Source organism: Ruegeria denitrificans (assembly GCF_001458295.1).
In the GTDB taxonomy this organism is placed as follows: domain Bacteria; phylum Pseudomonadota; class Alphaproteobacteria; order Rhodobacterales; family Rhodobacteraceae; genus Ruegeria; species Ruegeria denitrificans.
The window spans coordinates 42,740-58,389 of the sequence record NZ_CYUD01000002.1; the positions used below are offsets into that span (position 1 = coordinate 42,740).

Sequence of the window (15,650 nt, forward strand, 5' to 3'; positions counted from 1 at the left end):
CTCAAAGAGCTGTCCAGCCCCCATCCACTGAGATCGCCGTCCCGGTAATCTGCGCAGCAGCATCCGAACACAGGAAAACCGTGGTCCCGCCTAGCTGCTCAACCGTTGCGAACTCTTTCGAAGGTTGACGTTCCAACATTACGTTCTTGATCACGTCCTCGCGGCTCATACCGTATTCCTTCATCGTGTCGGGGATCTGCGCCTCGACCAATGGCGTCAACACGTAACCCGGGCAAATCGCGTTGCAGGTGATCGGTTCCTGTGCAGTTTCCAGCGCTACAGTTTTGGTCATCCCGACCACACCATGTTTGGCGGCGACATAGGCTGCCTTGTAGGGCGACGCTGTCAGTCCGTGCGCAGAGGCAATATTCACGATCCGGCCCCACCCGGCATTGCGCATCATCGGCAAAGCTGCGGCCATGGTGTGATAGGCCGAGTTCATGTTGATCGCGATGATCGCATCCCATTTGTCGACCGGGAACTGATCAATCGGTGAGACGTGTTGAATGCCAGCGTTGTTCACGAGGATGTCGCAGGCCCCTGCCTTTTCGATCAAAGCGCGGCATTCATCCCCCTTGGACATGTCTGCCTTGATGTAGCGCGCGTTGGTTCCGGTCTCCTGCGAAATCTCGGCGGCCAGCGCGTGATCTTCATCCCGGTCGGTGAACGAGTTTAGAACCACGTTCGCCCCGGCCTTCGCCAGTTCGCGGGCGACACCCAAACCAATCCCCGAATTTGACCCTGTAATAATCGCTGTTTTTCCTGCCACGCTCATGAGATTTCTCCGTCAACATCCGCTTTGACCGCACAGTGCCATGCTGCACGTGCAAAGAAAACGGGGAAACATTTAGGTTCTGTATCCGGGGTGAATTTTGCCAAAAAAAACGCCCGCACGAAGCGGGCGTTAAGTTATTGAGGCAGGTTTCATACAGGCAAGAAACCTATCGAGCAGTGCAACCTTTATAAGCAATTCCTTGCATCCATCCAAGCTAAAAGTTTGAAAATAAGAAAAATCATCGGTACGGTGAATCCCAACAAAATAAGGCCTGAGCAGGATTGTTTCCAAAATGCGCCCTGATTATCTACGCCCCGTTCGCCATGTGATCGCGGGAATCACCTCTGTTTTTGCTGCCGCGATTGCTCATGCAGAATCGGCGCATGGCATAGCTATGTACGGCGACCCTGCCTTACCACCGGATTTTGTGTCTCTGCCCTATGCCAATCCCGAGGCTCCCAAAGGCGGAAAAGTCGTTTTCGGAAATACCGGCGGCTATAACAGTTTGAACCCGTTTGTGCAAAAAGGCACGTCACCCTGGCAATTGCGATTTTGGACCCACGAAAGCCTAATGGGCCGGTCCTGGGACGAACCTTTCACTCTTTACGGGTTGTTAGCCGAATCAGTTGAGACTGCGCCAGACCGGTCCTGGGTCGAATTTACGCTGCGCGAAAACGCCAGATTTTCGGATGGCAACCCGGTCACCGTGGACGATGTGATCTGGTCATATGAGACTCTGGGCACCGAAGGACACCTGCGCTATCGCGGGTTGTGGGACAAGATCGACGGTATTGAACAGACAGCCCCACGCACAGTCCGCGTCACTTTTAACGAACCGGACCGGGAATTGGCGCTGATCGCAGGATTGCGTCCGATCCTGCAAAAAGCGCAGTGGGAGGGGAAGGATTTCGCCAACGCTCCGTTGCACTACATTCCCATCGGGTCGGGCCCCTACTTCGTCGATAGTTATGAGGCGGGACGCTATGTGAATTTACGTCGCAATCCGGATTATTGGGGCGCTGACATTCCGTTCCGGCGCGGCACCATGAACCTGGATGACATTCGGATCGAATTCTATGGCGATGGCACAGTCCTGTTCGAAGCGTTCAAGGCGGGTGAATTGACCGCGGTCCGCGAATTCAACGCCGATAAATGGAATACTCAGTACAATTTCCCGGCCGTCCAGCGTGGCGACGTAATCAAGACCGAGATCCCGCACGGCAAACCCTCGGGCATGACCGGGTTTGTCATGAATACCCGCAAAGCCCCATTTGATGACTGGCGCGTCCGCGAAGCGATGCTGCTGGCTTTCAATTTCGAGTTTATCAACGACACGATCACGGGTGGTGCTCAACCCCGGATCACCTCATATTTCTCGGGCTCTGATCTGGGTATGCAACCCGGCCCTGCCACTGGTCGGGTCGCTGAACTGCTGCAACCTTACACCAACGATTTGCCACCCGGTGCGCTTGAAGGGTATGCCCTGCCCGTCGGTGACGGTACCGCACGCAATCGCGCCAATATCCGCAGGGCCAACAAGCTGCTGACCGAGGCTGGCTGGACCATTCAGGACGGCGTATTGCGCAATCAGAACGGCCAGGACTTCGCCATTACCGTTCTGCTGCAACAGGGCGATAGCGAAGGTCAGACGGCCATGGAAATCTATACCCGCGCGCTTGAGCGCCTGGGCATCAAGATCAATGTCGAACAAGTCGACAGTGCTCAGTTTGCCGGCCGCAATGCCGAGTTGGATTTCGACCTCACGTTCTTCCGCCGCGCGCTCTCTCTGTCACCGGGCAACGAACAGCGTTTGTATTGGGGCAGCCAAAACGCCGACACGCAGGGTACGCGCAACCTGATGGGCGTCGCCTCACCTGCCGTGGACGGGTTGATTGACGCCATGCTGGCCTCGGAAAGCCACGAAGATTTCGTCTCCGCCACCCGAGCACTTGACCGGGTATTGACTGCCGGTCGCTATGTCATTCCGATCTGGAATTTCGACGTCGGGCGCGTTGCCCACGCAAAAGAACTGAAGCAACCGCAGAGCTTGCCAATTTATGGCGACGGACCCGAGTATATGCCGCAGGTCTGGTGGTACGAAGAGTGACTAAATAAAGCCCGTTGCCTGCCTGGTCCGCTGCAAGTTCGTCAATGCGATGATCTCTTGCATCTACAGGTTTATTTCCCAAGGAATGCCCCAGCAATTCGCCGCCCAGTTCGGCGGATTTCGGCACATGGATCAAACAACACAATATTTGGTATCCAAAAAATGTGATTTCGCCACAATTTGCAATAAACCCAATTTCCAGCTTAAGCTAAAGAAACACCTACAAGGGACTTTACTGACAAGGCCCAGACGATATAACCTGTTGGCATTTAAACGTGCTGTTTGACCTGATTAGTTCTGATTATTTCGCTAGATAGCTTGGCATGCGGCACGTCATACTTGGATTTTACGGACCGGCCTCCACTCACTCCAACCTCAGGTCCGTAGGCCCGTTGCGTATCGTGCGCGACGGGCCTTTTTGACCCAACGTAAGCCTCACTAGGGTGCGACATTTTGTCATGCGCTCCGACTCTGGCCTGCTCCGTACCCTGTTGCAAGGGCCGAGCAGCCGTGAAACCCGAACTACGGAAGCTGACTGATGTTGAACTGGACTGACCTGCTGCAAGACTGGGACGCTATGTATTCCCGCGCCAAACGGCGTTTTCCGAATCTGCGCGATCAGGACAAGGTGCGGCTTAGTAAGGATCGAAAAAGGTTCGAAGCGTATTTGGCCGAACGCCACCACCTGACCGTAAATGAAGCCCACGAAGAACTTGAGGATTTTCTGTTTACCGAAGGACTGAACCGCGAGTTCAGCCGCTCCTTAAGTAAGTGACGTTACCCACAGGATCGTCGCATCTTCGTCACTGACGGAAATCACGTTGTGACCCATACTGGCGTCGTAATATGCGCTGTCGCCACGGCGCATTTCGACAGGTTCGTAGAATTCGGTGTACAGCTTCACAACCCCGGTCAGCACATACAGGAATTCTTCGCCATCATGGCGCACCCAGCCATCAAATTCGTCCATTGAACGCGCGCGAACACGGGCGCGATAGGGCAGCATCTGTTTTTTTGTCAGGTTTTCCGCCAGCAACTCGTGCTCGTAGGTCCCCGTTGGATGTTCGGCCCCTTCACCCATGCGCGTGACAGCCATACGGCCAATCACCTGATCACGCTGCGGAGGGGTGAACAGCTGTGGCACTGAAATCTCTAACCCGGTCGCCAGCTTCTTGAGCGCATCGTAAGTGGGCGACATCTGCCCGTTCTCGATCTTGCTGAGGGTCGAGCGCGCCAGCCCCGCCTGAGACGCCGCCTGTTCCAGAGTCCAGTTCCGCGCTTTGCGTAGCTGACGCACGCGCGCGCCCAGATCAAGCGGTTCAGGATCGGCTTGCTCGCCCGAGTCGCGGGCAATACGGATCAGGGATGGCTGTTCATTGGTGCTCATGCGCAACTCTATAGGGCCAGCCTGCCCCGCTTGCAACGCGCCAAGCACCACGATAGCCAGTTGTCATGCTTTCTGTTTTTGATCACGGGCCGCCTCCGGCCTGCCCTGCCCCCTTCAATCTGGCCGCGCATGTGCTGCGTCATTCGGACGACCAGCAGGATAAAGTCGCCTTGTCGGTTCTGCGCAGTGACGGAGCACTGGATTGGACATACGGCGCATTGAAATCGGCCGTTCTGGGTACCGCTGCGGGGTTGCAGAAGGCCGGGTTAAAACCGGGTGACATTGCGCTGATGCGACTGGGGAATACGGTCGATTTTCCCATTGCCTATCTCGGGGCCATAGCTGCGGGAATTGTGCCGGTGCCTACCTCGTCACAACTGACCGAACCCGAAACCGAACGGATGCTCGCCGAACTGAAACCCGCAGCCATTCTGCGGGATCCTGACGTCGCCTGCGCCGAACATCCGGGGCAAATTTCTCTGGACGATCTGGCCGGGATGCGCGCCCTGCACCCCGCTGAATTCCAGTTTGGTGACCCGGATCGGCTGGCCTATATCGTTTATACCTCTGGGACCTCCGGCAAACCGCGCGCCGTCGCCCACGCCCATCGCGCCATTTGGGCACGTCAGATGATGGTGGATGGTTGGTATGGACTTAGGAAAACGGACCGCCTGTGTCATGCCGGGGCGTTCAACTGGACTTATACGCTGGGCACCGGGCTGATGGACCCCTGGGCCATCGGCGCGACTGCGTTGATCCCAGAAGCGGGCACCGACCTGGACGCCCTGCCGGCCCTGTTACGCCAACATCGGGCAACGATCTTTGCCGCAGCGCCCGGCGTGTTTCGGAAACTGCTCAAATCTGCCGATGATCTGCACCTGCAGGACTTGCGCCATGGCTTGTGCGCAGGTGAAAAGCTGTCACGGCATCTGCACGCCCAATGGAACGAATTGACCGGGACTGAAATGTACGAAGCCTTCGGTATGTCCGAATGTTCCACCTTCATTTCATCCAGCCCCACCCATCCGGCGCGGGGTGAGGCGCTGGGTCAACCCCAACCGGGTCGCCGCGTGGCAATCATGGGGCCGGACGGGCCTGTCTCGCATGGCCAAGAGGGCACCATCGCCATCCACCGTTCAGACCCCGGCCTGATGCTGACCTATCTGAACGCACCGAACGAGGCCGAGGCCCGTATGCAGGGTAACTGGTTTCTGACTGGCGATCAGGGGGCCATGGCTGTGGACGGGCAGATCACCTATCTGGGTCGCGACGACGACATGATGAACGCGGGCGGCTATCGCGTGTCCCCGGTCGAAGTTGAGGCTGCGTTGACCAAATACCCCGGTATCACGCAAGTGGGTGCAGCAGCAGTTGAAGTCAAACAAGACACATTCGTCATAACCGCTTTCTATACCGGGCCGGAAAAACTGGACGAAGCCGCGCTGCGAACCTATGTGGAAGCAAATCTGGCGCGGTACAAACAGCCACGCGCGTTCATTCACCTGCCCGAGCTGCCAACCGGCGGCAACGGCAAACTCCTGCGCCGGGCGTTACCGGCCTATTTCAAGGCGAATACACCATGACCCAGACCGTCAAACTCGACATCATGTCCGACCCGATCTGCCCATGGTGCTACATCGGCAAAACCCATCTGGACAAAGCATTGGCCACCATTCCTGAACACCCGTTCGTGATCGAGTGGCATCCGTTTCAGCTGAACCCCGATATGCCGGACGAAGGCATGGATCGCCGCGAATATCTGGAGCGCAAGTTCGGCGGCAAGGACGGTGCCGTAAGCGCCTATGCCCCTGTGGTTGAGCATGCCCAGAATGCCGGGCTGAGCATTGATTTCGAAGGGATGAAACGCACCCCAAACACGCTGGACGCCCATCGCCTGATCCATTGGGCGGGGATCGAAGGCAAGCAGGACGCGGTCGTAAACGCTCTGTTCGACGCTTATTTCGTACAAGGTCGCGATATCGGCAACCACGAAGTCCTGGCCGATATCGCCGACAGTGTCGGTATGGACGCCGCCGTGGTGTCGAAACTGCTGAAATCAGACGCAGACCGCGAGGATATTCGCACCCGCGACACCCATTCGCGTCAGATGGGTGTGAATTCTGTTCCCACCTTCATCGTGGCCAATCAACACGCAGTTCCGGGCGCGCAACTCCCTGAAATGTGGGAAAAAGTGATCGGCGAGATCATGTCTCAGCTTGAGGCTTCTCCTGCAAAATAGCACAGGTCCCTGTGCAGCCTGCCCCCTAGCGCCGCCTGAAAAGCCGTGATAGCGCGATCAGGTCAGGAGGGCGCCATGGCCAATCGCATGTCTTCGGGAGAGTTCATCGCACTTGTCGCAATGATGTTTGCGACGATTGCGTTTTCGATCGACTCGATGCTGCCTGCCCTGCCCGAGATCGGCGCGCAGCTGAGCCCCGATGATATCAACGACGCTCAGCTGATCCTGACCTCATTTGTTCTGGGCATGGGCATCGGGACATTCTTTGTGGGTCCATTGTCCGATGCGTTTGGGCGCAAGCCGGTGATCTATGTCGGCTCGGCTTTGTATATCGTATCTGCTGCAGTGGCTTGGGCCAGTTCTTCACTGGAACTTCTACTGTTCGCACGGGTGGCCCAGGGCATCGGCTGCGCCGCGCCGCGCGTGGTCGCCATGGCGATCATCCGAGACTTGTACTCGGGCCGAGAAATGGCGCGGATCGTCTCTATCGCCATGATGATCTTTACTCTGGTGCCCGCCGTCGCCCCGATGCTGGGGGCCGGAATGATCGCCATCGCAGGATGGCGCGGCATCTTTGTTTCGTTCATCCTGTTCTCGGTGATCACCGTGATCTGGCTGGGCTTGCGTCTGCCTGAATCGCTGAGGCCCGAAAACCGCCGACCGCTGCGCCTGCCCTTGATGACCGCGGCCGCGCGTGAGATGTTCGCCCACCCCACGGTGCGCGTGTCGATTTTTGTGCAAACCCTTTGCCTTGGCATGTTGTTCACCATGCTGACTATGGTGCAGCCAGTTTATGACGTGATCCATGACAGCGCCGACAGCTTCCCGTTTTGGTTCGGCTTTGTGGCTTTGATGGCGGGATCTGCCAGCCTGTTGAACGCCGCGCTCGTGATCCGCGTGGGGATGCGGCGGCTGGTGACATGGGCCCTCGGCGCACAAATTGCCATCACGATATGCGTCATAGCTCTGAACATGATACCGCTTTCAGCCAACCTGAACTTTGCGGTTTTCGTCTTCTGGCAGACCTCGATTTTTTTCATGGCTGGCATGACGATGGGCAACCTGAACGCCATTGCGATGGAACCGATGGGCCATATTGCTGGCATGGCCGCCTCGGTCATCGGCGCGTTCTCGACCGTCCTGGCCGCGGCCATCGCCGCCCCAATCGGGCAATTGTTCGACGGTTCCCTGAGCCCGCTGACCACCGGTGTTCTGGTCATGAGCGTGGCGGGGTTCGGGCTGATGCTGCATATGGGTCGGATCGAAAACAGACTGCCTGCCTGATGTGTGCAGACCAGGTGAATCACGCTAATGTTTCCCTAACTCGAAGGGATCGTGATGAAAAAGAACTTTGAACCTCCCAACCCAAGGTCGCGCAAACCCAAAGAGTTCAAGGGCACTTGGCAAGGGCGCAACTATCGTCACGGTTTCCTCAAAGCACTAAGTGTGAATTTCTCGGTATTTTGCGTAGTCTTTTTGGCGGCGCTGTACGTCGTTCATCTTCGGGAACAAGCAAAACAGAGCCCCAGAGTCTGGACATTGGGATCACAATAAAGGGATTTTCATGGGCGACTATTACGATCTGGGTACGCATTCCTGTCCGGTCAGCACGGCCTCGGCCGAGGCACAACTGTGGTTCGACCGGGGGCTGGTCTGGACTTATGGCTATAACCATGACGAAGCCGTGGTCTGTTTCCAGCGCGCCGCCGAACATGACCCGGATTGCGCCATGGCCTATTGGGGCATCGCCTACGCGGCTGGCCCGAATTACAACCTGCCTTGGGATTTACGTGATGCGCGTGGTCAACAGAAAGCGTTGGCACAGGCCTATGACGCGACGCAGCAGGCACTTGCCCTGCTGGAAACCTGCACTCCGGTTGAACAGGCGATGATCCGCGCCTTGCCTGCGCGCTACCCTCAGCGTGATCCGATCCCGGACATGAACGGCTGGAACCACGATTTTGCAGACACCATGCACGCAGCCTTTGCCGATCAGCCCGATCACCTGGACTTGCGCACGATTTATGTCGAGGCACTGCTGAACCTCACCCCCTGGCAGATGTGGGATCTGAAGACCGGCCAACCCGCCGAAGGCGCCGCAACGCTTGAAGCACAGAAGGCTCTGGAAGACGCGATGGCCGACGTTCCAGCGGCCATGTATCATCCGGGTTTGCTCCACCTTTATGTTCACCTGATGGAGATGTCTCCGACCCCGGAAAAGGCGCTTATGGCCGGGGATGTTCTACGCACGTTGGTGCCCGATGCGGGCCATCTTGTGCATATGCCCACCCATATCGACGTGCTTTGTGGCCACTACCACAACGTCGTATACTGGAACGAAAAGGCCACCGTCGCCGATCTGAAATATTACGAGCGCGAAGGCGCGTTCAACATCTACACCGGCTATCGCCAGCACAATTATCATTTCGCGATCTACGGCGCGTTGTTCCTAGGTCAGATGGAGCCGGCCCTGCGCGCCAATCAGGGCCTGTGGGACACAACTCCCGAAGAGATGTTGCGCATCGAAAGCCCGCCCATGGCGGATTACTTCGAAAGTTACATGTCTATGGGGCCGCATATCTTGATCCGTTTTGGTCGGTGGGACGAGGCCAAGGCGCTGGAACTGCCCGAAGACCCTGATCTCTATCGCACGCTGACAGCCACCATCCATTACGCCCGCGCCATCGCTCATGCCGCGACTGGTGAGGTGGCCAAGGCCGAAGCTGAAGAGCAGCTATTCCTGTCCGCCAAGGCTTGTGTGCCCGAGACGCGATTGCTGCACAACAACCGCGTCGTCGATCTGCTTGAAATCGCACGAGAAATGTTGAGCGGAGAGATTGAATACCGCAAGGGCAATTACGACATTGCCTATGCCCATCTGCGTCGATCTGTCGAACTGGACGACACGCTGCCCTATGACGAACCGTGGGGCTGGATGCAGCCGACCCGCCACGCGCTGGGGGCTCTTTTGTTCGAACAAGGTCACGTGACCGAGGCGGAAGCGGTCTATCGCGAAGACTTGGGACTGGGTGGCACCCTCAGCCGCGCCTCGATCCACCCGGACAATGTTTGGAGCCTCAAAGGTCTGCACGACTGCCTTAAGGCGCGCGGGGAAAATATTGAAATCGCTCAGATCAAGCAGCGACTTGATCTAGCACTGGCCCGTGCTGACCGGGCCGTCGGGGCATCCTGTTTCTGTGCGCAAGCCGCGATGAGGGCCGCTGAATGAAATACACTCTGCTGCTGGCCGCCCTGCTCTGCGGTCCTGCCTTTGCCGATCGTCAATCCTTTCCACCGGTCGATCAGGCCGACCGTGACCCATCTCTGGTGGGTTTTCGCGAGACGTTATTGGCCCAGGTGACCGCACGGAATATCGACGCGGTGGTCGCGGCGGCCTGCCCTGATATCTACCTCAGCCATGGCGGCGATGGCGGCCCCGAGGAATTGCGCGCCAATCTGATACTCGACCCTGAGACTCTGTCGGAAGAACAGCGCGAAAACGCAGACGCGTTGCGCGCGGAGTACTGGTCCGATCTGGAATATACCCTATCCCAACCCGGCTATTTCGACGACGAAGGCGAGTTCTGGATGCCGTATCAGTGGCAGATCACCCTGCCTGCTTCGCTGGACCCAGAGTTGGCGTACTTTGTGACGGGCACAAATGTCTCATTGCGTCAAAGTCCAGATCGCAACGCGCCCATTCTAACCCCGATAAGCCACGAGATCGCCATCATTCGCGATTTTCAGGACGGTGCCGAATATCAGCGCGTGCTACTGACGGACGGCACCCAAGGCTATATGCACTCGGACTTTCTTTGGCCCATGACCGGCCACCGCGCCGCGTTTGTTAAATCGGACGTAGGTGATTGGCAGTTGTGTACTTTTGTAAGCGGAGACTAGGCCTTGGCCTTTTTCTTCTCGGCCACAACCTTCTCCGCCAGATCACGCGCAATAGCAAACGCGCCTTTGATCTTGTCGCTGTCCTTTTTCCAGTCGCGGCGCACCACGATCTTGTTGTCCTTGACCTTGGCCAGCCCGTGCTGGTTCTGGATGAACTCGACCAACCCCTGAGGCGAGGCAAACTTGTCGTTGTGGAACTGGATCGTCGCGCCCTTTGGTCCGCCGTCCAGCTTGGCAATGCCCGCCCGTTTGCACATCGCCTTAATACGCACAACCAGCATCAGGGTGTTCACTTCTTTTGGCAGCGACCCAAACCGGTCAATCAGCTCAGCCGCGAACCCTTCCAATTCAACCTTGGTCGAAAGCGACGACAAGCGGCGATAAAGACCCAGACGCACATCCAGATCGGGCACGTAATCCTCGGGGATCAGGACCGGGACGCCCAGATTGATCTGCGGGGCCCATTGGTCGTCGGCATCGCTCAACCCTTCCATCTCGCCGGCTTTGATCTTGGCAATCGCCTCTTCCAGCATGGACTGATAAAGCTCGTAGCCCACATCGCGCATCTGGCCCGACTGTTCCTCGCCCAGCAGATTGCCGGCACCGCGAATGTCCAGATCCTGCGATGCCAGCGTAAACCCCGCCCCCAGTGTATCAAGAGAGCCTAGAACCCGCAGGCGTTTCTCGGCGGTGGCCGTCAATCGCTGGCGCGGTTTGGTGGTCAGATAAGCATATGCGCGGGCCTTTGATCGCCCCACCCGTCCGCGGATCTGGTAAAGCTGCGCCAGACCGAACATATCCGCGCGATGCACGACCATTGTGTTGGCCGTCGGAATATCCAGCCCACTTTCCACAATCGTCGTTGCCAACAGCACATCATACTTCCCATCATAGAAAGCATTCATGCGGTCATCGAGTTCGCCCGCCGCCATTTGCCCATGCGCGACAACGTAAGTCAGTTCCGGTAGTTGGTCCTTCAGGAATTCCTCAATCTCGGGCAGGTCCGAAATACGCGGGACCACATAGAAACTTTGCCCGCCGCGATAATGTTCGCGCAGAAGCGCCTCGCGCACCGTGACCGCATCGAATTCGCTGACATAGGTGCGGATGGCCAGACGGTCGATGGGCGGCGTGCCGATGATCGACAGATCACGCACACCTGTCAGCGACAATTGCAGCGTCCGCGGGATCGGCGTCGCGGTCAGGGTCAGCACGTGAATGTCCGAGCGCAGTTGTTTGAGGCGCTCTTTGTGACCCACCCCGAAATGCTGTTCCTCATCGATGATCAGCAGTCCGAGGTTGTTGAACCGTATCCCCTTAGCCAGCAGCGCATGCGTGCCAATCACAATATCCACAGTGCCACGCGCCAACCCGTCGCGGGTCTGCTGCGCCTCTTTAGTCGAGACGAAACGCGACAGCTGCCGGACCTCAAGCGGAAATCCCCGGAACCGTTCCTTGAACGACGCCGCGTGTTGTCGTGCCAACAGCGTCGTAGGTGCTACAACAGCCACTTGCACACCGGACATCGCGGCGACAAAGGCGGCGCGCATGGCAACCTCGGTCTTGCCAAAGCCGACATCACCGCAGATCAGGCGATCCATCGGCGCGCCGGAATGCATGTCTTCCATCACCTCGGAGATGGCGCGCAGTTGGTCATCGGTTTCCTGATAGGGGAAGCGCGCGCTGAACTCCTCCCACGCGTGGGGCGGTGGGTCCATGACCGGCGCCTTGCGCAGCGCACGTTCAGCAGCGATACGGATCAGCTTATCCGCCATCTCGCGGATGCGCTCTTTCAGCTTGGCCTTCTTGGCCTGCCATGCACCGCCACCCAGCCGATCCAGTAGCCCTTCGTCATGGCCGTATTTCGACAGAAGCTCGATATTCTCGACCGGCAGGTACAGTTTGGACTGTTCGGCATATTCCAGCAGCAAGCATTCGTGGGCTGCGCCCGCTGCGGTGACAACCTCCATCCCCTGATAGCGACCAATCCCGTGATCGACATGCACCACCAAATCACCGGGGCTGAGCGATTGGGTCTCGGTCAAAAAGTTTTCGGCCTTGCGGCGTTTCTTGGGTTGCCGGATCAGGCGGTCGCCCAGAACGTCTTGCTCAGCTATCACCGTCAGGCCAGGCGTTTCGAACCCATGTTCCAGCGCCCAGACCGCCAGATGCAGGCCACGCTTGCCGATGCGGGTTCCGTTGGTGACGGAGATCGCCTCGGCCAGGCCTTCGTCTTCGATCAATCCGGTCAGACGTTCACGCGCGCCTTCGGAATAAGACGCGATCAGCACAGGGCCCTTGTTCATTTTGTCAGTGATATGGCTGGCAAGCGCACCGAACAGACTGATGCTTTCCCGCTGCCGTTCGGGTGCAAAATTCCGCCCGATCCGCCCACCAGCGTCAATCACGCCGGGACCGCTGGCCTGCGGCAGAGGGCTGAATTGCATCACCCGACGGTCGCCCACGACCTGTTCCCACGCAGCATCGTCGAGATACAGCAAACCGGGCGGCGTCGGTTTATAGACCGTATCCATGCGCGAGCGGTTTTCCAGTGCCAGTCGCCGGGTTTCATACTGATCCTCAATCGAGTCCCACCGGGCCAGCCGAGCGGGCGTGACCTGATCATCCAGCAAGATCGTGGCCCCGGGCAGATAGTCAAACAGCGTTTCCAACTTTTCGTGGAAAAACGGCAGCCAGTGTTCGACGCCCTGATGTTTGCGCCCGGCGCTGACCGCCTCGTACAATGGATCGTCAGTGCCTGCCGCGCCAAATTCGATGCGGTAGTTCTGACGGAATCGCGTGATGGCGGCGTCATCCAGAATAACCTCGGACACCGGGGCCAGTTCCACCAGATCCAGCTTTTCGGTGGTGCGCTGCGACACCGGGTCGAACCGGCGTGCGCCATCCAAAACATCTCCGAACAGGTCCAGGCGAACCGGGCCGGATTCGCCCGGAGGGAAGATGTCGATAATACCGCCACGGATCGCATAGTCTCCGGGCTCCATCACCGTCGGGCTTTGCGTGAACCCCATGCGCACCAGAAAGTTCCGCAGCGCGGTTTCATCTACCCGGTGGCTTACCCGCGCGGTAAACGCAGCTTCTCGCAAAACCTCACGCGCCGGAACGCGCTGAGTTGCGGCGTTCAGCGTGGTCAACAGGACAAACCGGTCGGGCATCTGATGCACCAGCGCGGCCAGTGTCGCCACCCGCGCAGCAGCGATATCCGCATTGGGTGAAACCCGGTCATACGGCAGACAATCCCAGCCTGGAAAGACGAACACCGGCATGTCTGGCGCGAAAAAGGCAAGAGCGGCCCGCATCGCCTCCATCCGCTTGTCATCGCGCGCGACGTGACAGACCGGCCCGCCCGAACGCGCGATCTCATTCAGGACAAGTTGTGCGTCAAACCCCTCGGGGGCGCCGCCGACTGTTACGTGGTTCGGAGCCGTCATCGTTTTGCCTTTCCGAATTTCCTACCCCAGAACACCGATCGAGAAGTTCTGATACATGCCCCAAAGCGACGTGATCAAGATCGAGACCATGCCAATGATCTGCGTATAGATCCGGCAACGGTTCAAAATCTTGCCGGTAAATTCCAGCGTCCCGTCACCGGCGCGCAATTTACGCGCAGCCCGGACGTTGATCAGCATCACAATACAGACCGGGAACAACAACAAGAACACGGCCTGAGCAAATTCGACACCGTAAAAGAACCCCAGCATCGCCAGACCAGTGAAGATGAAACAGCTCAGCCCCAAAATGGCCAATCCGGACACATCGACAATATAAAGAATCCGGTTGCCGTTTATGCGTACGATGTCCAGAAAGTCGCGCTCGGCCTGGCCACCGACACGCCGGGCGCGCACCAGAAGATCATAGGGCACGCCCATCGCCCAATGGCTTGCCGACGACCACAACACGGCTAAACCGATCCAATACCACAGATTCGAAAAGCTGCGCATGTCGATGATTTCGAAAAGCGTAGAGAATAAGTCCAAGCGTCAGCCCTTTGTTCACTGTCTTTAGGGGCCTTCTTTGCGCAGGCGCGACCATCGTTACCCTTGAGACCACGGGGAATTCATGCCACCCAATGCAAGAATATTCAAGGAGAGCGCGACATGAAGCCGACCATCGCCCCCTATCCTCTGACCCGTTTTCGCCGGGCGCGCCAATTGCAGGCCGTGCGGGGCCTTGTTCGGGAAAATACGCTGACTACAGATGATCTGATTTGGCCAGTATTTGTGCGTGATGGCGAAGGCGTGGAAGAGCCCGTGCCCTCGATGCCCGGCGTGATGCGCCGCTCAGTCGACCAGATCGCCAAGGCCGCGGTTGAGGCGCAAGCGCTGGGAATTCCGGCAATCTGCATCTTTCCCTACACCGATCCCAGCCTGAAGACCGAGGATTGCGCCGAGGCCTGGAACCCCGACAATCTGTCCAACCGCGCCATCCGCGCCATCAAGGCAGCGGCCCCTGATATCGCAGTGATGACCGACGTGGCATTGGACCCTTACAATATCAACGGTCACGACGGCTATGTCGTCGATGGCGAGATTGTGAATGACAAAACGGTCGAGGCGCTGGTCAAGATGACTCTGGCACAGGCCGAAGCAGGCGCCGATATCATTGGGCCCTCTGATATGATGGACGGCCGGATAGGCGAAATGCGCCGCGCGCTGGAATCATCCGGGCATCAGAACGTGATGATCCTCAGCTATGCGGCGAAATATGCCAGCGCCTTTTACGGGCCGTTCCGCGATGCGGTGGGCGCATCGGGCGCGCTGACGGGCGATAAGAAGACCTATCAGATGGACCCGGCCAATTCGAACGAAGCGCTGCGCCTAATTGAACGCGATCTGACCGAGGGCGCAGATATGGTGATGATCAAGCCTGGCATGCCCTATCTGGATATCTGTCGACGGGTTAAGGATACCTTCGGCGCGCCGACATATGCCTATCAGGTGTCAGGGGAATATGCGATGATTCAGGCTGCGGCCCAGAATGATTGGATTGACGGCGAGAAGGCGATGCTGGAAAGCCTGCTGGCCTTCAAGCGTGCTGGCTGTGACGGCATCCTCACCTATTTCGCACCCGAGGTCGCCCGCATCCTGCAAGGCTAATTCCCTTAATTGTCGCAATTTTTCGCCGATTGTAATCTGCCCTCACGCAGCTTTCCCGTGACACACGGCGGCAATCGGCGTATTCTTGCACATAAGATCGGGAACACCCGACATATCAGGCAGTC

General features: G+C 57.9%; 12 protein-coding genes. 8 read left to right on the forward strand and 4 right to left on the reverse strand.

Features of this window, described 5'->3' with window-relative positions; all coding sequences use genetic code 11:
* Position 1 precedes the first annotated feature (1 nt).
* The gene (locus RUE5091_RS03010; protein ID WP_058280426.1) at positions 2-775 is read right to left on the reverse strand and encodes a 3-hydroxybutyrate dehydrogenase; all 774 of its coding nucleotides are present in this window, start codon (positions 773-775) and stop codon (positions 2-4) included.
* Positions 776-1,067: 292 nt separating this feature from the next.
* Here RUE5091_RS03010 and RUE5091_RS03015 point away from each other — a divergent pair, with 292 nt between their 5' ends.
* Positions 1,068-2,882 carry an extracellular solute-binding protein gene (locus RUE5091_RS03015; RefSeq protein WP_058280427.1) on the forward strand — a complete coding sequence of 605 codons (1,815 nt, stop codon included), beginning with the start codon at positions 1,068-1,070 and terminating at the stop codon, positions 2,880-2,882.
* A 538-nt stretch (positions 2,883-3,420) separates the two neighbouring features.
* On the forward strand, positions 3,421-3,657 hold the full coding sequence (locus RUE5091_RS03020) for a hypothetical protein (protein WP_058280428.1): 237 nt from the start codon (positions 3,421-3,423) through the stop codon (positions 3,655-3,657).
* Here the strand turns inward: RUE5091_RS03020 and RUE5091_RS03025 are convergent.
* Positions 3,646-4,269, reverse strand: a complete 624-nt coding sequence (locus RUE5091_RS03025; protein WP_058280429.1) for a helix-turn-helix domain-containing protein — start codon at positions 4,267-4,269, stop codon at positions 3,646-3,648. The two genes, RUE5091_RS03020 and RUE5091_RS03025, sit on opposite strands and share 12 nt — an antisense overlap.
* A 65-nt stretch (positions 4,270-4,334) precedes the next feature.
* Between RUE5091_RS03025 and RUE5091_RS03030 the strand changes: the two genes are divergently transcribed.
* The 5 genes from RUE5091_RS03030 to RUE5091_RS03050 all read left to right on the forward strand — a co-directional run bounded on the left by RUE5091_RS03030 (position 4,335) and on the right by RUE5091_RS03050 (position 10,408).
* Positions 4,335-5,852, forward strand: a complete 1,518-nt coding sequence (locus tag RUE5091_RS03030) for a class I adenylate-forming enzyme family protein (protein WP_058280430.1) — start codon at positions 4,335-4,337, stop codon at positions 5,850-5,852.
* Positions 5,849-6,508 (forward strand): DsbA family oxidoreductase, encoded by a 660-nt coding sequence (locus RUE5091_RS03035; protein WP_058280431.1) that lies wholly within the window; start codon positions 5,849-5,851, stop codon positions 6,506-6,508. Before RUE5091_RS03030 ends, RUE5091_RS03035 begins: the two co-directional genes overlap by 4 nt.
* A 75-nt stretch (positions 6,509-6,583) precedes the next feature.
* A complete protein-coding gene (locus tag RUE5091_RS03040; protein ID WP_058280432.1) occupies positions 6,584-7,792 on the forward strand; it encodes a multidrug effflux MFS transporter in 1,209 nt (402 codons plus the stop codon).
* A gap of 280 nt (positions 7,793-8,072) precedes the next feature.
* On the forward strand, positions 8,073-9,737 hold the full coding sequence (locus tag RUE5091_RS03045) for a tetratricopeptide repeat protein (RefSeq protein WP_058280433.1): 1,665 nt from the start codon (positions 8,073-8,075) through the stop codon (positions 9,735-9,737).
* Positions 9,734-10,408 (forward strand): SH3 domain-containing protein, encoded by a 675-nt coding sequence (locus tag RUE5091_RS03050; protein ID WP_058280434.1) that lies wholly within the window; start codon positions 9,734-9,736, stop codon positions 10,406-10,408. Before RUE5091_RS03045 ends, RUE5091_RS03050 begins: the two co-directional genes overlap by 4 nt.
* Here RUE5091_RS03050 and mfd read toward each other — a convergent pair.
* Together mfd and RUE5091_RS03060 are read right to left on the reverse strand one after the other, a co-directional pair.
* Complete coding sequence (gene mfd / locus RUE5091_RS03055; RefSeq protein ID WP_058280435.1) at positions 10,405-13,860, reverse strand: transcription-repair coupling factor; 3,456 nt, start codon at positions 13,858-13,860, stop codon at positions 10,405-10,407. The two genes, RUE5091_RS03050 and mfd, sit on opposite strands and share 4 nt — an antisense overlap.
* Before the next feature lie 21 nt (positions 13,861-13,881).
* Positions 13,882-14,406 (reverse strand): hypothetical protein, encoded by a 525-nt coding sequence (locus tag RUE5091_RS03060; RefSeq protein WP_058280436.1) that lies wholly within the window; start codon positions 14,404-14,406, stop codon positions 13,882-13,884.
* A gap of 120 nt (positions 14,407-14,526) precedes the next feature.
* On the opposite strand from RUE5091_RS03060, the gene hemB reads away from it, so the two are divergent.
* Positions 14,527-15,525, forward strand: a complete 999-nt coding sequence (hemB, locus tag RUE5091_RS03065; RefSeq protein ID WP_058280437.1) for a porphobilinogen synthase — start codon at positions 14,527-14,529, stop codon at positions 15,523-15,525.
* Positions 15,526-15,650: the final 125 nt, after the last annotated feature.